This window comes from Clostridium sp. UBA7503, assembly GCF_002477055.1.
Lineage (GTDB): Bacteria > Bacillota > Clostridia > Clostridiales > Clostridiaceae > Clostridium_J > Clostridium_J sulfidigenes.
On sequence record NZ_DLNT01000047.1, the window covers coordinates 80,936 to 101,606 of the forward strand.

Here is a 20,671-nt window from a genome sequence, read left to right on the forward strand (position 1 = left end):
TTTTACAAGTTAAGGAGAGATTGATATGAGTATAAAAATAACAAAGCCTAGTATATTGCCAGGATTTATGGAGCTTACTCCAAGGGAGCAAGTGGCCTTTAATAATGTTTATGATGTCATTAGAAGAAATTATGAGTCTTTTGGATTTCTACCTATTGACACTCCTATAATTGAAAAAAGTGAAGTATTACTTGCTAAAACTGGTGGCGATACAGAAAAGCAAATATATACTTTAACTAAGGGTAGTACAGAGATGGCATTAAGATTTGACTTAACAGTACCACTTGCACGTTATGTAGCTCAGCACATGGAAGAAATAGCATTTCCATTTAAGAGATATCAAATTGGAAAAGTTTATAGAGGTGAGAGGAATCAGAGGGGGAGATTTAGAGAATTTTATCAATGCGATGTAGATGTAATTGGCAATGGAGCATTAAGTATAGTAAATGATGCTCAGATTCCTAGTACTATATATAAAATATTTAAAGAGTTAGGTTTTGATAACTTTAAAATAAGAATTAATAATAGAAAAATCCTAGATGGATTTTTGAGGAGTTTAGATATAGATAATTATATAGAGGTATTAAGAGTTGTAGATAAAATTGAAAAGATTGGAGAAGCTAAGGTCAGAGAAGAATTACAGGAATATATAAAAACCAGTGAAGGAATAGATGAGGTTATTAAATTTATAACTATAGAAGGTAGCAATGAGGAGAAGATTCAGTTCTTAAAAAATAGTTCAGTGGCCAACGAAAGATTTTTAGAAGGTGTTGAAGAATTAGAAACTGTAAATAAGTATATAAAAGCTTTTGGAATTCCGGATAAAAATTATGTGATTGACTTTAAGATAACTAGAGGATTAGATTATTATACTGGAACAGTATATGAAACATTCTTAGATGATTATCCGGAATTTGGTTCAGTGTGTTCGGGTGGGAGATATGATGATTTAGCCCAGTTCTATACTGATAAAAAACTTCCAGGAGTTGGTATATCTATTGGATTAACAAGATTATTCTGGAGTTTTATGGAAAGTAATATTATAGATTTAGATAGTAATTCGCTTATAGATGTTTTAGTGATACCAATGGATGAAGATTTTGATTATGGTATTGAAGTTTGTAATAAATTAAGACAATCTGAGATTAAGGTTGATATTTACCTTGAAGGTGGAAAGTTTGCTAAGAAAATGAGATATGCAAATAAATTAGCTATACCATATGTCATTATTATTGGAGAAGATGAGAAAATATCTAATAAAATCCTGTTGAAAAATATGGAAAATGGTGAGCAACAATTAGTATCTACAAAAGAATGTATTTCAATTTTAAATAGTAGATAATTATAATGGTAGTATTAAAATCTAATAAATGATATAACATCTTTAGTGTAAAAATGATTAGAGTAAATTATCTCTAATCATTTTTTATTTAAGTATTATTTAAATGCTTTTATATATGAAGACATTATGTATTCTCCAACTTTAAGATTATGTCCCCACTTTTCCTCATATTCCTTAGGACCAACTTTTTTTAAAGCTAGAAAACAATCAAATCCACCGCCGCTTCCCAAATCCAGAAGAATTTCATTAGGACTCAACTTAGATATAGAAAGAGGATTACCACATCCAAGTCCCATATTTACTCCTAAAGATACAGAGTTTATTTCTTCTTCAGAGTACCCTATTTTATTTCAAATTTCCACTACGGATTTATTAAGAGATATTTTACTAGTGCTACAGCAACTATTTTTATCTGTATTTCCAAAAGCTATGCTTTTATAGCCTTCATGAACAGCATTTTTTATTAGTAAGTTTTTATTTGGATTCATATAAAACTCTCCTTAATTATTTATTAAATAGTAGGGTAAGCAATAATTAGTATATTATGCATTTTACTATACTATATAAAAAGGATTATTTATACTTAATAATAGATAAAATGGATCAATACAAAATAAATCAATGTTATTTTAAATCATAATTTGATTATAAAATCAATGAATATATAGTTAATAAAGTATAAATTTAAAATAAAATTAAAAATGATTAGGTATACAAAATTAAAATTTATACTATACTTTATTTTTGAAATAATGTATATATTTGAATTATTATGTATTTATATGTTGAAAAAATACCAAATATATGGATTAAAAAACAATAAAAAGTATTTTTTTGTAATATATTAGTATTTATGTAAGAAAAATAAGATAATTTTTTTATTGAAATAAATTCTTATACTGTTAATATATTCTTAAAAGTATATAAAATAATTAGCATAAGTTAATAAGTTTATATACATATCATATAAGGTTAAGAAAATTATATATCAAGGGGGTAATTTAATGAACTTTAAAAAGGGCATTTCTGTTGGACTAGCTCTATCTTTAGTGTTAGGTTCAACAATGACAGCTTTTGCTTCTCCTAGTGAACTAGTTAAGTCTTTGGGACAAAGCAAAGAAAAACTAATGGTGTTACAGGCTCAGATAAAACAAGAGCCAGCACTTCAAACAATTAAAGACTCTGATGAAGTTAGAATTGTAGTAGAGTTAGACAGCGAGGCAGTACTTGAAAAGGCTACTAAGAAGGGGATAAAACTTGATGAAATGAGTAAATTTGAAGTTGGTAAACTTCAAAACCAAGTTTTAAAAGAACAACGCTCATTACAAAGTAAGATAAGTTCTAAAGGAATTAAATTTGAAATTATAAATAGTTTTACTAATGTAGCTAATGGATTTAGTATGAAAACTACATTAGGACAAGCTAAAAATCTTGAAAGCATGGCTGGAGTTAAGTCAGTTACTATTGCTAATGAATATGAAAGACCAGAGCCTATGATGAATAATAGTGGTGAAATCATAAAAACAGAGCAAACCTGGACTAGTGGATACAATGGGGAAGGTACAGTAGTAGCAGTTATTGATACTGGTGTGGATTCATCACATAAAGATATGGTTCTTACAGATCAAAATAAAGCTGAACTTCAAGAAACAGAAGTACAAGCTATATCTAAGGAAAAAAAATTACCAGGTACCTATAGAACCACAAAAGTTCCTTATGGATACAACTATATGGACAATAACCAAGAAATCTTAGATTTAGGTCCAGATGCTTCAATGCATGGAATGCACGTTGCAGGAACAGTAGGAGCTAATGGAGATACTAGCAAGGATGGAATTAAGGGAGTTGCTCCGGAAGCACAAATTCTTGCAATGAAGGTATTTGGTAATGACCCAGCTATGGCTTCTACCTTTGGTGATGTTATAGTTAAGGCTATAGATGATTCCGTACTTCTTGGTGCAGATGTTATTAATATGAGTTTAGGCTCAACGGCATCCTTTGTAGATGATACAGATTTAGAGCAAGTTGCTGTTAATAGAGCTGTTGATAATGGTGTAGTTATGGCAATATCAGCAGGAAATTCTAATGTGTTTGGAAATGGGCATGATAATCCATATGCTGAGAATCCTGACTACGGTGTTGTTGGTTCTCCAGGGTTAGCAACAGATTCTCTTCAAGTAGCATCTATAGAAAACAATATTGTTACTGGATATGGACTAGAATTTTCAATTGGTGGAGAAAAGAATATAGCTCCATATACTTCATCAGGAACAGATATTTTATCTGTATTTAAAGGAAAAGAACTTAAAGCTGTAGATTGTGGATTAGGTGGATTACCAGAACACTTCCCAGCAGAAGTAAAAGGTAATTTAGCTTTGATCGAGCGTGGTGGTTATAATTTTACAGATAAAATAGCTAATGCTGAAACAGCAGGTGCTACTGCAGTTATAGTTTATAATAATGCTAGTGGTGGAGAAGGACTTATAAGCATGATGTATCCAGAGGGTGGTACAATTCCAGCGTTGTTTATAGGAAATTCATTTGGTGCTAAAATTGCTACACAACTTAAAACTTCAGAAGTTAAGGTTGTAGCAAATGGAAATACTACATCAGTTCCTAATACAGTTAAAGGAAGTATGTCAGATTTTACATCTTGGGGAACTACTCCAGATTTAGAGTTTAAACCTGAAATTACTGCGCCAGGTGGTAATATATGGTCAACATTAAATAATAATAAATATGGAAACATGAGTGGTACGTCTATGGCATCACCACATGTGGCAGGTGGATCAGCATTAGTACTTCAAAGAGTAGATAAAGACTTTAAATTAACTGGTGAAGCAAGAGCTAAAATGGCTAAAAAGTTAATGATGAGTACAGCTATAGCTCATGTAGATAATGGAGCAAATCAGGCAGCTGGAGTAGTTGCAGGACCTAACTATACATCACCTAGAAGACAGGGTGCTGGAGTTATGGACCTTCAAGCGGCGACTACTACACCAGCTATAGTTACAGATACAACTACTGGTGAATGTAAGGTTAATTTAAAAGAAATTAAAGATAATAAAGCTACATTTACTATAGAAGTTCAAAACTTTGGTGATAAAGAATTAACTTATAATGTGGCAGGTACTGTTCAAACAGATTTAGTAGATGACCAATACACTTATTTGGAAGCACAGAATATAATTAATAAAGATACTAAAAAATTCCCAATATCTTTTAGTAATAATACAATTAAAGTAGCTGCAAAGGGTAAAACTAAAATTACTGCTACTGTGGATTTAAACAATACTATAACTGGAATGAATAAAAAATCTATTGAAGAAGTTTTTGTAAATGGTGGATATGTGGAAGGATTTGTAACTTTAACTGATCCTACAGATACAAACCCAACTTTAAGTATTCCATATCTAGGATTTAAAGGTGAATGGGATAAAGCTCCAGCTATAGATGCATCAATCTATGAAACAAAAAGAGCTTCTTTCTATGGAGTTACATCTATAGCAAATAGTGATTTAGATTTTCTCGGTGTAGATTTATCAGGTAAAAATGCAGATGGAAATAAAATTGCATTCTCTCCGAATGGTGATGGTGCAAATGACACAATATTACCTGTTCTTTCTTACTTAAGAAATATGAAGGAATTAGATATAGAAGTATTAGATAAAGATGGAAAAGTTATAAGAAATTTAACTCAAGATTTCAATGTAGGAAAGCATTACCATGATGGGAAATATGCAAAATATAGTGTACGTGAAGATGCTACTTGGGATGGAACTGTTAACAGTAAGGTAGTTGCAGATGGTGCATATACTTATAGAGTTAAAGCAAAAGTAGATTATGAAAATTCTAAGTGGCAAAACTTTGACTTTAAGGTAAATGTTGATACAAAGGCACCTGCAGTTAATAAAGTTAATTATAATAAAGATACAAAACAGCTAGAAGTAATTGCAGAAGACAATAATAAGGGACATGTTTATAAATATGTACTTATTAGTGATGGTAAAGCAGTAGAAGAAAATGCAACAGGAAAATTTGATTTAAGCAAGTTAGATTATAAAAAGTGTTCTGTAGAAGTTTATGACTATGCGCAAAATAAAACTTCGCTTAAAGTAACAGAGGCAACTACAGGAGAATATAAGGAGCCTACAGGAGCAGCACAAGGAGATACTACAATTCCGACAGTGATGGTTGAAGGACCAGAATTCTTTGGAGTATCAAAGAGTGGTAAAGTAGTTGTTGAAGGTACTGTAAAGGATGCTTCAGCTATAGCAGAGTTTACTGTAAATGGAAAGAATGTACCATTAACCTTTGATACTCATAGTGGTCTTTGGAATTTCTCAACTGAAGTAGAATTAAAAGATGGATATCATAGCATTATGGTTGCTGCTAGAGATGCTGCAAATAATAAAATAGAGTTTGCTCATAAATTGTTTGTAGATACTACAGCACCAGTAGTTAACCTTGAAGCTATACCATCTGAAACTACTAAAGATTCAGTAATTATTTCTGGTAAAATAAATGATAACCTACCAAGCTTAAAAGTTAAGGTAAATGGTAATGTTGTTAAAACAATAGCACCAGATTGGTCATACTTTAATGATTTAGAAAGTGCTAAATATGATTTAGCTTATGAAGTAAAATTAGCTGAAGGTGAAAACAAGATTTCTGTTGAAGCTATAGATGATGCAGGAAATACAACTGTTAAGGAAATAACTATTAAAAAGGTTAAAAAGATTGTTGAGTCTACTGACAGATTATATGGAAAAGATAGATATGCAACAGCAGTAGAAGTTAGTAAGGTTGGTTGGAAGAATTCAGATATGGCTGTAATAGCTAATGGAGCAGCTTATGCTGATGCTTTAGTAGCAGCACCTCTTGCAGCAAACTACGATGCACCAATATTATTAACTGAAGCTGATAAATTAACTGAAGGTACGAAGACTGAATTAAAGAGATTAGGTGTTAAAACAGTTTATGTAGTAGGTGGAACAAGTGTTATATCTGAAGCTACAGTTAAAGAGATGGCTAAGATGGGAATTGATGTAGTAAGATTAGGTGGAGCAAATAGATATGAAACATCACTAGCAGTAGCTACACAGATAGATAGACAAAAGAATGTTGAGAATATCTATGTAGCAGGTGGATATGCTCCAGCAGATGCATTAACTATTTCATCTAAAGCAGCTACAGATAAGACTCCAATAATATTAGTTGAAGCTAAAAAGGTTCCTAAGAAAGTATTATCATGGCTTAAGAATCAAAAACTTAAATCAGCTTATGTTATAGGTGGAGAAACTGTAGTTAAGAACTCAGTTATGAAAGATTTAAATAAAATAACATCTGAGGATATAGCTAAAAATAGAATAGGAGGAGCAAATAGATACGAAACTAATGCATTAGTTATAGAAAAATTATTTGCAAAAGAGCAAAAAAATATGTATGTAACTGAAAGCATGAAATTAGTAGATTCTCTAGTAGTTGCACCTCTAGCAGCTAAAACAGGTTCCCCAGTTATAATAACTAATTCTAATTTATCTGATAAACAAAAGTCTTTAGCAGATAAGATGTTAGTTAAGAAAGTAGTAGAAGTTGGCGGACAGGTTAATAAAGCAGCTGTACAAGACTTAGTAAATAGAATAAATAATAAATAAAATAAGAGAATAGTAAAATATCCTAGGTAGTAATGCCTAGGATATTTTTTATGTAAAATATAATTTAAATATATTGTAATTATTTATATTTTAGTACACGTATATGTTTAAAAATCCCAAAATATAAATCACATAAGATATAAATATTTTTTTATGTAGTAAAAGTGAGAAATACAAAGAAATAATTCGCTTGAAATAAATCCATATAATGTTAAAATATTGTTATAAATGTAAAAAAATACATTAAAAATGTATAGGGGGGATATGTATGAAAAGTGATAGGTTAAGGCGTATCATGGCAGGAATTTTTACTATTAGTATTATGACCACTTCTGTATTTACTACAAATGGATTTGTAGCATATTCAGATACTAATGACCAGAAAATAGATGTAAGTAGAGCACACCCAATTATAAAAGGAGAAAAGTCCATATTAAGTACTATAGCAGATGCCAGGTCAAATAGTGAATTGGATTCACTGTATAAACCTGATGATGAGGTAACTATTATTGTTGAATTAGAGGACAAGCCTTTAATTGAATATTATTCAGCAGGGAAGACATCTGATAATGTATCATCTTTTATCACATCAGCAAAATTACAAGGAATTAACAACAAATTATTAAAGGAACAAGAAGTTGTATCGAAAAGAATTTTGCAAGAAGTACCTATAGTTGTGGAACAACGATACACTGTGGTAATGAATGGATTTTCCTTTACTGCTAAATATGGTCATTTAGATACCATTAAGACAGTTAATGGAGTTAAGAATGCATTTGTTTCAACAGTTCACCATTTGCCAGAACCAGAAGTTGGACATGAGCCAACCATGGAATATAGTAGTGAAATTATTAGTTCTACAGAGGCTAATAAAGCAGGATATACAGGTAAAAATATGGTTGTTGCAGTGTTAGATACTGGACTAGATGTTAATCACGAAGCTTTTAAAAATAGTCCAGAAGACGTAAAGTACACAGAAACTGAAATTACTGACCTTATGAATTCTAAATATACAAATGCAAAGGGTAAAATATATAACAGTAAAAAGATTCCTTTTGCTTATGATTATGCAGATAAAGATAATGATGTAAATGATTTAAAAAGTCATGGTACTCATGTAGCTGGAACAGTAGGGGCTAATGGTGAAAATTTAACTGGAGTTGCCCCAGATGCACAACTTATGATTATGAAAGTATTTAGTGATAAGTCTAGTGGGGCAAGAGATAGTGATATTTTAGCAGCATTAAACGATGCAGTAGCATTAGGTGCAGATGCAATTAATATGAGTCTTGGTTCAGGGGCTGGATTTACAGCAGAAGCTGAAGAGGTAATTAATAAAACCTATGATAGAGTAGCAGAAGCAGGAATAAATTTAATGTGTGCAGCAGGAAATGACTATAGTTCAACTTATAATTCTAATTTAGGAATAGATCTTCCATTAGTATCTAATCCAGATAATTCTATGGTGGGATCTCCATCAACCTATAATGCTGCCACATCAGTTGCAAGTATTAATAACAGCAAAATAATTGGAGCATATATATTAGTAGGTGAAACAAAAATAAGATATACAGATGCAAATGAGGGAACTAGTAAAGAATTTAATTCTCTTGAAGGCGACTCAGTAGAATATGTAGTTATTCCAGGTATTGGCACAGTAGATGATTTTAAAAATATTGATGTAAAGGGTAAAATAGCTTTAGTAAAACGTGGAATCATAAATTTTACAGAGAAAGAGACTAATGCTGTTACTGCAGGAGCATCAGGAATTATTGTTTATGATAATGCTCCAGGAAAGCTATTAAATATGAAGACTGAAGGTAAAATACCAGCTATTTTTATTTCAAAGGAACATGGTGAAATCCTCGTTAATCAGTCAGGAAAAAACATTTCTATATCAAAATCATATAAGGAGGCCTTTGATTCAATTTCCAAAGGTCAAATGTCTGACTTTTCATCTTGGGGTGTAAGCCCAGATTTGAAATTAAAGCCAGAAATAACAGCTCCGGGAGGAGACATATACTCTACATTACCAGGAGGAGTTTATGGTTCAATGAGTGGTACATCAATGGCTACCCCTCATATGGCTGGTGCTTGTAGCTTAGTGAGACAATATATAAATGAAAAGTTTCCTTCTTTAACAATGAAGGAGAAAGAATTATTAGCAACACAATTGTTGATGAGTACAGCAATTCCTGCAATTGATCCAGATGGCGTTGCATATTCACCACGTAAACAAGGTTCTGGAGTTGCTAATATTTATAGTGCTGTAAAAACATCAGCATACTTAATTGGAAGTGATGGAAAACCAAAGGCTGAACTGGGTGATAGTGCATCTGGTGAATATTCTTTTAAATTTAGTGTAAAGAACACATCAGATTTGCCAGTTAAGTATACTGTAGATACTACAGTTTTAACAGAAAAAATATTGGCTACAGATGAAGGGAAATTCTTTGCACAAGCTTCTGAAGAATCAGATGGATCTAAGGTAAGTGTTACATTAGAAGGAGTAGAGGGTAATAGTATAACAGTAGATGGAGGAAAAACAGAATCTATAAGTATTTCTTTAAAACTTACTGATAGTGCAAAGAAAGATTTAAAAGTCTGTAATAATGGAACTTTTATTGATGGTTTTGTTACACTTATATCTGAAAATGCGGATATGATTAATTTGAATTTACCATTTGTAGGTTTCTATGGAGATTGGCAAGCTATACCAATATTTGATAACGATTTATACGATGATGAAACAGCAGCTATGTATGAAACTACTCTTGGATATTTCAATAGAACTACTTGGAAAGGAAGTTACCTAGGGGTAAATCTTTTCAATGGGAAGGATAAAACTGTATTAGCTGATGAAAATAAGATTGCTATAGGACCAAATATTAACGGCTCTTACTCTGTAAATGCAGTAGTTGGATTATTGAGAAATTCAGAAGAAGTAAGTTACACAGTAACTGATAGCAAAGGCAATGAAGTTTATAAAAATAAAGCTGGAAAAGAAACTAAATCCTTCTATGATGGAAATAGTGGTATCATTACCTATGCAGTAGATGGTGCTGGTTGGGATAGTATGAATAGTAAGGAAAATAAGCCTCTTGAGGATGGAGTTTATACTTATAAAATAAGTGGAATACCAGTAGATGGGGATGAAAAGGATTTACAAGAGATTAAATTCCCAGTTACAATTGATACACAAGAACCAGAATTGATAAATACAAAAATTCAAACAATTGATGGAGTAAAATATCTAACTATAACTTTAAAAGATAATCATTACTTACAAGGTATGCAATTAGTAGATGAAAAAGGAGAGCCTTTAACAGAAATTATTGTGTTAGATAAGGATAAAATAGGAAGTGAATACGAACAAATATTTAAGATAGATGACTTAAATATGGAATCTGTAAAAGTCGTAGCCGTGGATTATGCTATGAATTTTCTAGAAACTGGTTCTATTGCATTATCTGAAGGTGATATTGCGCCTGAAAGTGTAACCTTGAATGATAAGAATCTTGAATTGGCAGAAAATTCAGAATACCAAATGACTGCTAAAGTAAATCCTTATAACGCAAAGGAGAAGACTTTAACATGGTCATCTTCTAATAAAGATGTTGCAACAATAAGTGAAACAGGTTATGTTAAGGCTTTGACTAAAGGTGAAACCACAATTACAGTTTCTACAGCTAATGGAAAAACAGATTCTACTACATTAAAAGTTGTAGATAAAGATGAGCTCACTACTGAATTAAAAGCGCCATATATAATTTATAGTGATGGTAATTATAAACTTCCAGCAGATTTATTAGACAAAACAGTTGTAATAAAAGATACAGCAAAATCAGTATCTATTGTTGGAAATAATACAAATACAAATATGAATCCATATTCTGGCGTAGACATAAGCTGTGAGGGAAATGTAGACCTTGTAATAAATAATTTCAATACAAAAGTAACTTCATTCTTTAAAAACGCAATTGAATTTAAAGGAGTTAAGAATACTCTAGCATTAAAAGGTGATAATACCCTTACAAGTGTATCTGAGTACTCAGATAGAGCTATTATAAGTGCAGCTTATGGTACAGAGCTTGAAATATTAGGTAAGGGTATATTAAATGTAATAGCATCAAAAAATAATTATGGAGCATGTATTGGTGGCGGAAGTTCAGAGGAAATTATGGATTCTGGTACAATAAATATAAGTGATGGTGTTATTAATGCTACTACCTATGGATCAGGAGCAGCAATAGGAGGTGGATATGGAGGTATTGCTACTAATATAAATATAAGTGGTGGTAAGGTAACCGCTATTGCAGATGTTAAGAGCTATAATGGATCAGCAACTATAGGTAGTGGATCAGGAGCTGAAAATATTGATAAATTACCTGGAACAATTAAAGTTGCTGGTGGTGAAATTAAAGCAATTAACTGTAGTAATGGCGCAACTATAGGTGATTGTAATATGGGTAAGACAGATTACAATATATTAATTTCAGGTGGTAGTTTAAGCGCTGAATCAAATAGCAAGAGTACCTTAACTGCTGGAGCAGCCATAGGTTCAGGTGTTTCAGCTAAAGGTGAAATATCAATAAATATTTCAGGTGGTGTAGTAAATGCTACAACTACAAGTAGAGGTGCTGCCATAGGTGGAGGCTCTAAAAGTGAAGCTGGAACTATAAATATTGAAGGTGGTACCATTACTGCAACTTCAAGTAGTTATGGTGCAGCTATAGGTAGTGGTTATAGTGGTAAGAAACAAGATATAACCATATTAAAAGGTACAATAAAAGCAACATCAACAGGTAAAGGACAAGCAATAGGTAAAGGTGAAGGTGGAGAAGAGTGCACATTAAAAGGAATAAATGACTTAACTCCTTATATATCAACTATTTCAGCACCTAATGTAACAAGTGTTAAAGTTGATAGTGTGGATTGGAATATAACACAAGGACATGAAGAAGATGATAATATTTATTTATATCTAGTAGATAAAACAGAGCCATATAAAGTAGAAGTTTTAGCAGATAGCGTAAATAAGATGTTCCTTGTAACAGTAAAGGATGGTAAGACTAGTGTTGAAGAAATAGACATTACTCCTCCAAAAACTCCAACTATAGCTGAAGATAATGGGTTAGTAACATTAACAGCAGCAGATGAAGATACAACAAAAATGGAATATAGCTTAGATAATAAAACTTGGACTGTTTATACAGAACCAGTAAAAGTTGATGAAAAAGCAACAATATATGTAAGAGCTATAGACAAAGCAGGGAATATAAGTGAACTAGGACAGTATACAGTACCAGATAGGACAGCACCAGGGGTTCCAAAAATAAAAGAAGAAAAAGGCTTGGTAACATTAACACCAGCAGATGAAGACACTAAAGTTATACAATATAGCTTAGATGGTAAGGAATGGAAGGAATATAGTGAACCAGTACAGGTACCGGAAAAGTCAACTATTTATGTAAGAGCTATAGATGAAGCTGGTAATATTAGTGGTGTAATAACTTACACAATACCTGATATAACAGCACCGAAAGCTCCTGTTATTACTGATAAGGATGGCTTAGTAACATTAACAGCAGCAGATGAGGATACAGTGAAGATGGAATATAGCTTAGACAATAAAACCTGGGATGCCTATACAGAACCAGTAGCATTAAAAGAACAAGAGACTATATATGTTAGAGCTGTTGATGAAAGTGGTAATATAAGTGCGATAGTATCCTATACATCTCCAGATGTAACAGCACCTAAGTCTCCGATTATAACTGAAAAATCTGGTGTAGTAACAATAAAAGCAGCAGACAAAGATACAGCAAAAATGGAATATAGCTTAGACGACAAAAACTGGACTATTTACACTGAACCAGTAAAAGTTGATGAAAAAGCAACAATATATGTAAGAGCTATAGACAAAGCAGGGAATATAAGTGAACTAGGACAGTATACAGTTCCGGATAGAACAGCACCTAAGTCTCCAGTTATAACTGAGAAGGATGGTTTAATAACATTAACTGTAGCAGATAAAGATACAATAAAAATGGAATATAGCTTAGACAATAAAATGTGGACTATCTATAAAGAATCAGTAAAAGTTGATGTGAAAGCAACAATATATGCAAGAGCAATAGATGAAGCTGGAAATATAAGTGAGATAGTAGAATATAAAATGACAGATAAACCAGAAAAGCCAGAAAATCCAGAAAAACCAAGTAATCCAGATAAACCAGAAAAACCAAGTAATCTAGGTACAGGAAAATCAAGTAATCCTGATACTCCAAGCAAACCAACAGGTAAGATACCACAAACAGGTGGTATAGTTGGAAGTGGTGTAATGGCCTTAGGAGGTATAATTACCCTTGCAATTGGATCATTAGTTTTAAAAAGAAAAAAATAATTAAAATTAACAAATAAACAAAAGAAGATATTATTATAAAATAAAAAAGACTGAAATAGATAAATTAACTATTTCAGTCTTTTAATATGATTTAATATATAAAAATCTATTAAAAAAGCTATATAGGATTTAATATTTACATTATTATATATATGGTATAATTGTATTAAAATGTTAAGGGGGATATCATGTATATAATAGTAGGACTAAATATATTATTAGTTTTCATAACAGTGATTTATATGGTAAAAAATATACTTATTAATTACAGATTATCTGAAAGTGGATTTAAAAATGGATGTATTGCCATACTTATATGTATAATAGTATGGTTTGCTGGAAATGGAGCACTTGCTGGTATAAAAATAATAGAGGCAGAGGATACTTTAGAGTACATGGCTAATAATGAAAAAGAGGAATATGAAGAGTTAGATGTAAATTTTGTTAAATCAACTATTGAAGAAGATAAAAAATATGTTAAGAAATATTTTTCAATTTCAGGAATATCCTTTGTATTCTTTGTGCTATTAACAAAGAATATTTCAAAAGAAATAAGGGAAAGACCTACTACAAGCAAATGGGACTTATCTAAGTATAAATAAAAGCTTATTTACAAACTCCTATGTACAGGGTTAATATAATTATAGAAGGTTTATTAACTTTCAAAATACAAAGATGTATTATAGGGGGATTTTTAACATGGAAGGTACAATAAAAACTAAAGTAGAAAATTATACTTTAAGATTTGCTGAAGAGAAGGATATACCTTTAATTCTAAAATTTATAAAGGAATTAGCTGATTATGAAAAGCTTTTAAATGAAGTGGTTGCTACTGAAGAAATTTTAATGGAATCATTATTTGTTAGAAAGGCAGCTCAAGTAGTAATTGGTGAGTATGAAGGTATACCAGTAAGTTTTGCATTATTTTTCCACAACTTCTCAACCTTCACAGGTAAACCAGGTTTATATTTAGAAGATTTATATGTGAGACCTGAAATGAGAGGAAAAGGAATGGGAAAAGCACTTCTTTCATTTTTAGCTAAATTAGCTGTAGAGAGAGATTGTGGTAGATTTGAATGGTGGTGTATTGATTGGAATGAACCATCAATAAAATTCTATAAGCAGCTTGGTGCAATACCAATGGATGAATGGACCGTATATAGAGTATGTGATAAAGCATTAACTAATTTAGCAGCAGAATTTTAATTCATAGCTGTATTTAAAATAATAGGTAAAATTTTAATATATTATATGATTTATAGAGTAAATATTTTTATTTTTAGCGACTATTTTATAGTCGCTATTTTTTATGAAACTTATACAATAGAAAATATATTTAATAAATTCTAAAAATTTAGAAAAAGTTATTGACAATATTTATATGAATTGTATATAATAAAAAGGTAGTAAAAATTAGTAAAACTAAATAATAGTAGAAAATAAATTTTAAAAAAGGAGGTAGGAAAATGTTAAATAAATTATTAGTAATTAATGAAGTTAATAGAAATAATTATAATGCTAGAGTCAACCTTGGCGCTGGCAATATTAATGGTGCAAATAATAACATTTTACAATTTAATATTTGGAATATTACCCTGCCTCAGAATATAGGTTTAAAAGATTGATTTTTAACAAACTATTTTGTGAGAAAAGTCCTAGGGTAGCCTGGGACTTTTTATATATTTATAAGGCTTTTAATACAATTATTTATACTAAGATAAGTAAAATATACATAAGCCTAAAATGAATTTTAATATTTAAGGATTAAATCCTTAGTATTATTCACGCTATAGATGATTTAAGTCATAGTCCTATATACCAAGAGGTATAGGACTATGACTTTTTTATTTTTAATTATATCTATAGCAAATTTATAGACAGCAGAGTTTAACATTATTGGGGATTATATGACAAAAGGGAGGAAGTATTATGACTAAGAGGTGGCTTGCAGATACTAATTTTACACATTAAAACATAAGAGGTTAATAATAATAACCACATTGAAGGAGGGATTCAAGTGAAAAAAATCTTGAGCTATGTAAAAAATCATTTAGGGGTAGCTATATTTGGTATAGTTTCAATGATTCTGGTAATTTCAGCAGATTTAACAATTCCCTATGTAACTGAAATATTTATAGATGATGTACTTCGTGGCAAAAACTATGAAATTATAAATAAAATATTGTTTATTATAGGTTGTATATCATTAATAAAGTTTTTCTTTGGATATTTAAAGGAGTACTTATTTGATTATTTAGGAATAACTATTTCTAAGGAAGTAAAAGAAACTTTATTTAAGCATATTGAAGGACTGTCCTTCTCTTACTTTGACAAAGTAAACACCGGTGAATTAATGTCAAGGGTGGGGGAAGATGCAGATAATATAATGGACATTATGGGCTTTGGATTTAGGCTTTTAATAGAAAATATAGCCTACTTTGGTATAGCTTCAGTTCTATTATTAAGGATAAGTCCAACACTTACCTTAGTAGCGCTTTCTACTATGCCAATAATAGCATATATCACCATAAAATCTGAAAAGAAGATTGATGATGTATATGATAGAATAAGTGACCACATTGCAGAGTTAAATACTACGGCACAAGAAAATATTGCTGGAGTTAAGCTAGTTAAAGCTTTTGGAAGAGAAAAACATGAAATTCTTAAATTCTTAAAATACAATTCTAAAAACTTTGACTTACAAATGGAACATACAAAGATATGGATTAAATTCTTCCCATTAGAGGAGTTCTTAGGGAATCTTTCTGTAGTTCTTGTAACCTGTGTAGGTGGTATTTTAGTAATCTACAATAAGATTACTGTAGGTCAATTGGTGGCATTCACTAGTTATCTATGGATGCTTATATGGCCAATGAGAGAATTTGGATGGCTTATGAATCTATTCTCTAGAACTAAAGCTTCAGCAGGAAAGATAAACAACATTTTAGAGGTAAGCACTACTATTGAAAATTCTAAAGAGGGAATTGTTCCACAGAATATAGAAGGTAAATTATCACTTAAAAATGTATCTTTTACCTATGGAGAAAAGAATGTATTAGATAATATAAATCTTAATATTAAAGCTGGATCTACAGTAGCTATTATGGGTACTACAGGTTCAGGGAAATCAACATTAATGGCACTCTTAGGAAGAAACTATGATGCTACAGAAGGAGAAATAACTTTAGATGGTATAAATCTTAAGGATTTAAACCTAAAATCTTTAAGAGATAGTATTTCTATAGTTCCACAAGATTCTTTTTTATTCTCTGATACTATTGAGAATAACCTTAAATATGGTAAGAACAATGCTACTAAAGAAGAACTAGAAAAGGCTGTAGAGCTTGCTTGTGCAAAGGAATTTGTAGATGGACTTAAGGATGGATATGACACATTAATCGGTGAGAGAGGTCTTGGACTCTCAGGAGGTCAAAAGCAAAGATTATGTATAGCTAGAGCTTTGATAAGAGATAGCAAAATTTTAATTTTAGATGATTCAACTTCTGCTTTAGATATGGAAACAGAATATCAATTGCTTAAAAATCTATATCATGGAGACACGAAGAAGATTACCTTTATCATCGCCCATAGAATATCAGCTGTAAAAAATGCAGATATGATTTTATATATGGAGGATGGAAAGATAGTAGAGAGAGGAAATCATCAAGAACTCTTAAATAAAAAAGGTAAGTATTTTGAGATATATCAAACTCAATTTAAAGATTTCTTAGAGTTGTCAGATGAAGATGTGGCTAACTTTTAAGAGAGAAAGAAGGTGCTAGAATGGCTAAAAATTCAGTTAATCAAGACGAAAAAATTAATAGTTTAAAGGGTCGGGATATACTATTAAGATTAGTGAAATATGTAAAACCCTATAAGTTAAAAGTATCTTTAGTACTTTTTCTTATGCTTATAGTAATGGGTACAGGGCTTTTAAGCCCTATGCTTTTAAAGATTGCTATAGATAATTATATTGAAGTAAAAGATGTAGTAGGACTTATAGTTATAAGTCTAGGGTTAGTAGGAATAAATGTTATAGGTATGTATGCTAGTAAATTATCTACCTATCAAATGAATAAAACCACTCACAGTATACTGCATACTATAAGGCAAGAGCTTTATATTCATATACAAAAACTCTCATTTTCCTTTTTTGACGATAGACCAGTAGGAAAGATTTTAGCGAGAGTTGTTGGAGACGTAAACTCTCTTTCAGAGCTGTTTTCAAAATCTGTTACTACAGTTATACCACAGGCACTAAATCTTATAGCTATAGGAGTAATACTTTTTGTAATGAATGCAAAATTGGCTATAGTTTCTATAATAATTTTACCGGTACTTGCAGTTGTAGTATCTACAATGATGGTAAAAGCTAGAGCTAAATGGCAGGTATTTAGACAAAAACGTTCTAATTTAAATGGCTTTACCCATGAATCTTTTTCAGGGATAAAGATTATTCAAAACTTCACCTTTGAAGGAGAAACTACTAAGAAATTTGAAAAAGCTGTAGGTGAGGTTAGAGATGGATTTTTATCAGCAGTTAAATATAACGACTGGCTTTGGTCTTTTATAGATATGTCCTTTGGAATAAGTTCCATCATAGTGTTTTGGTATGGAGCAACCTTAACTAGACGTGGAGAAGTTTCCATTGGAACCATAATAGCATTTATATCATATACAAGTATGTTCTGGAGACCAATCATAAATATAGCTTCTTACTACAATACATTAGTTACTAACTTTGCAGCAGCAGAGAGAATATTTGAAATTATGGATGTAGTACCAACCATTGATGAGATGGAGGGAAGTGAAGATATGCCAACTATTAAGGGAGCGGTAGAGTTTAAAAATGTTTCCTTTGAATATGAGAAAGATGTTCAAGTACTTCACAATGTAAACTTTAAAATAAGACCAGGTGAAAATATCGCCTTAGTTGGACCAACAGGGGCAGGAAAGACTACTATAACTAGCTTAATCAGTAGATTTTACGATACTACTGAAGGGGAAGTTTTAATTGATGGTAAGGATGTTTCTAAGGTAAATCTTTATTCCTTAAGAAGCCAAATGGGAATAATGCTTCAAGATACTTTCTTATTCTCAACTTCTATTAAGGAAAATATTAGATATGGAAAATTAGATGCTACTGATGAAGAGATCATAGCAGCAGCAAAGGCAGTTAATGCCCATGATTTTATTATGAAATTAGAAAAAGGATATGACACAGAAGTTAACGAAAGAGGTTCAAGGCTTTCAGTAGGACAAAGACAACTTATATCCTTTGCAAGAGCATTACTTGCAAATCCAAGAATTCTTATCCTTGATGAAGCAACATCTAATATAGATACGGCAACAGAAATATTAGTTCAAAAAGGTATAAACAAATTACTTCATGGAAGAACTTCCTTTGTAATTGCCCATAGACTTTCAACTATAAGAGATTGTGACAAAATTATGGTAGTAGATGATGGTGAAATTGTAGAAAGTGGAACTCATGAAGAATTATTAAAACTTAAAGGATTCTACTATAACTTATACATGGCTCAGTACAGCTTCTTAAATGAAGGAGCATAAGTGACCATCTAAATCTACGATTTAGATCTGGGAACTTACTCATTTGAACAAAGTGAAAAGGAGTTTCCTTGTGAATAATATAAGAAAATAAAATTTATTGCTGATTCAATGCATGATTTAAAATTAAATTTTACCTATGAGCTATGTAAATAGTTATATAGATTCATAGGAAACTATTTGTATATTTAAATAGTTCCATATATAACTATTTTAATATATAACTAGTTAACTAGTTGTTCTGTTCATGCGGGTTTCAGCATTTTCCTATATGGTAAATGGCATTAAAATAGAAGGATTAAATTCTATAATTAGGAAATAAGATTGAGTAATTATTAATTAATCTTATTTCCAACTTTATATATTAAGGGGAAATAAATATGAATGAAGAAAGTATTAAAATAGAAATACCTAATGAAGAAGAAGTAGATTACATTGACGATATGCTTATGGAACACAACAAGCTGTCTAAGCCCTTTGAGCAAGATGAACCATACATTAAGATAAATCGTTGTATTAAAAATGATAAGGGTGAGGTCATAGGAGGAATATTAGCTTACTCTGTGTTTTGGCGTATTTTCTATATTGATACATTGTGGATTAAAGATGATTATCGCAATAGAGGATATGGTTCAATACTTTTGAAAGAAGTAGAGGATACAGCAAGGAGTCAAGGATGTCATATAGCGCATCTAGATACCTTCGATTTTCAAGGACCAGACTTTTATATGAAGAATGGATATAAGGTTTTTGGAATTTTAGAGGATAGCCCTAAAGGACATAAGGAGTATTTTTTAACTAAGAAGCTATAGGAGGGATTACTATGAATTTTAAAATAATAGGTAGTGGGGGATGTGTTGCTCTACCAAAGCCACTTTGTTGTTGTAGAGTATGTATGGAGGCAAGAAAGAAGGGAAATCCTTATGCAAGATTTGGATGTAGCTTATATCTAGAAGAAGCTAAGCTACTTATAGACACTCCAGAGGATATTTCTCAAAGCTTAAATTATGGAGAAATTAAGGAAATAGATAGAGTTTTATATAGTCATATGGATCCAGATCATACCCTTGGTATGAGGGTATTTGAACAGCTTCGACTAAATTGGCTAAATATTTCCCAAGGAATAGAATGTGAAAATCCCATAGAAGTTATAGCTATTGATCATGTAATGGAAGATTTAAATTCCATACGCTCAAAGCATGGCTCATATTTTGACTACTATGAAAAAATAAGAAATTTAATAAAAAGACATGTAATTAATGATTCAATACAAATAGGAGAAATAAAAATAACTCTAATTAAGGCTGAATCTGCTACAGTATTTGTTTTTGAAGAAGGGGAAAAGAAGCTTATATATGCTCCTTGTGATGTTAAGCCTTTCCCAGAGAACGAAATATTTAATGGTGCTGATGTGATAATTATAGGCAATACCGTTATCGGAGATGTTCTGAAAAATGACTTTAAACTAGAAGAGAGCAATCCCTTAAGAGAAGAATTATTTGTAATGGATGAGATAGTGGAATTAAAGAATAAATACAATATAAAAAAGGTTATAATGACACATCTTGAGGAAGATTGGGGAAAATCCTATGATGATTATTTAGAATTAGAAAATCATTATGAAGATATTAGCTTTGCCTATGATGGAATGGTAATAGAGTTATAAAATTTATTGAAGGTAATTGTCATTATAGAATT

The 20,671-nt window shown here is 31.0% G+C and carries 12 protein-coding genes; 10 read left to right on the forward strand and 2 right to left on the reverse strand.

Annotated elements, in window-relative coordinates; all coding sequences use genetic code 11:
- The first annotated feature begins 25 nt into the window (after positions 1–25).
- Entirely contained in the window at positions 26–1,342 is a 1,317-nt protein-coding gene (gene hisS / locus B3630_RS14160; protein WP_346899246.1) for a histidine--tRNA ligase, read from the forward strand.
- A gap of 95 nt (positions 1,343–1,437) precedes the next feature.
- On the opposite strand, the gene B3630_RS14165 is transcribed toward hisS, so the two are convergent.
- Both B3630_RS14165 and B3630_RS14170 read right to left on the reverse strand, forming a co-directional pair.
- A complete protein-coding gene (locus B3630_RS14165) occupies positions 1,438–1,638 on the reverse strand; it encodes a hypothetical protein (RefSeq protein ID WP_346899248.1) in 201 nt (66 codons plus the stop codon).
- A 54-nt stretch (positions 1,639–1,692) separates the two neighbouring features.
- Positions 1,693–1,830 (reverse strand): hypothetical protein, encoded by a 138-nt coding sequence (locus tag B3630_RS14170; RefSeq protein WP_346899250.1) that lies wholly within the window; start codon positions 1,828–1,830, stop codon positions 1,693–1,695.
- A gap of 516 nt (positions 1,831–2,346) precedes the next feature.
- Here B3630_RS14170 and B3630_RS14175 point away from each other — a divergent pair.
- The 9 genes from B3630_RS14175 to B3630_RS14215 all read left to right on the forward strand — a co-directional run bounded on the left by B3630_RS14175 (position 2,347) and on the right by B3630_RS14215 (position 20,639).
- Positions 2,347–6,999 (forward strand): cell wall-binding repeat-containing protein, encoded by a 4,653-nt coding sequence (locus tag B3630_RS14175; protein ID WP_346899252.1) that lies wholly within the window; start codon positions 2,347–2,349, stop codon positions 6,997–6,999.
- Positions 7,000–7,267: 268 nt separating this feature from the next.
- The gene (locus B3630_RS14180) at positions 7,268–13,405 is read left to right on the forward strand and encodes a S8 family serine peptidase (RefSeq protein ID WP_346899254.1); all 6,138 of its coding nucleotides are present in this window, start codon (positions 7,268–7,270) and stop codon (positions 13,403–13,405) included.
- A gap of 188 nt (positions 13,406–13,593) precedes the next feature.
- Positions 13,594–14,007: a hypothetical protein gene (locus B3630_RS14185; protein WP_346899256.1), complete on the forward strand. Its 414-nt coding sequence runs from the start codon at positions 13,594–13,596 to the stop codon at positions 14,005–14,007.
- Positions 14,008–14,104: 97 nt separating this feature from the next.
- Positions 14,105–14,611, forward strand: coding sequence for a GNAT family N-acetyltransferase (locus B3630_RS14190; RefSeq protein WP_346847472.1), 507 nt, complete (start codon positions 14,105–14,107; stop codon positions 14,609–14,611).
- 260 nt (positions 14,612–14,871) lie between these two features.
- On the forward strand, positions 14,872–15,030 hold the full coding sequence (locus B3630_RS14195) for a hypothetical protein (protein WP_346868595.1): 159 nt from the start codon (positions 14,872–14,874) through the stop codon (positions 15,028–15,030).
- A gap of 392 nt (positions 15,031–15,422) precedes the next feature.
- Positions 15,423–17,168 carry an ABC transporter ATP-binding protein gene (locus tag B3630_RS14200; protein WP_346899258.1) on the forward strand — a complete coding sequence of 582 codons (1,746 nt, stop codon included), beginning with the start codon at positions 15,423–15,425 and terminating at the stop codon, positions 17,166–17,168.
- 20 nt (positions 17,169–17,188) lie between these two features.
- Positions 17,189–18,976, forward strand: coding sequence for an ABC transporter ATP-binding protein (locus B3630_RS14205; protein ID WP_346885619.1), 1,788 nt, complete (start codon positions 17,189–17,191; stop codon positions 18,974–18,976).
- Positions 18,977–19,353: 377 nt separating this feature from the next.
- Entirely contained in the window at positions 19,354–19,785 is a 432-nt protein-coding gene (locus tag B3630_RS14210) for a GNAT family N-acetyltransferase (protein ID WP_346899260.1), read from the forward strand.
- Between the two features lie 11 nt (positions 19,786–19,796).
- Entirely contained in the window at positions 19,797–20,639 is an 843-nt protein-coding gene (locus B3630_RS14215; RefSeq protein WP_346899262.1) for an MBL fold metallo-hydrolase, read from the forward strand.
- Positions 20,640–20,671: the final 32 nt, after the last annotated feature.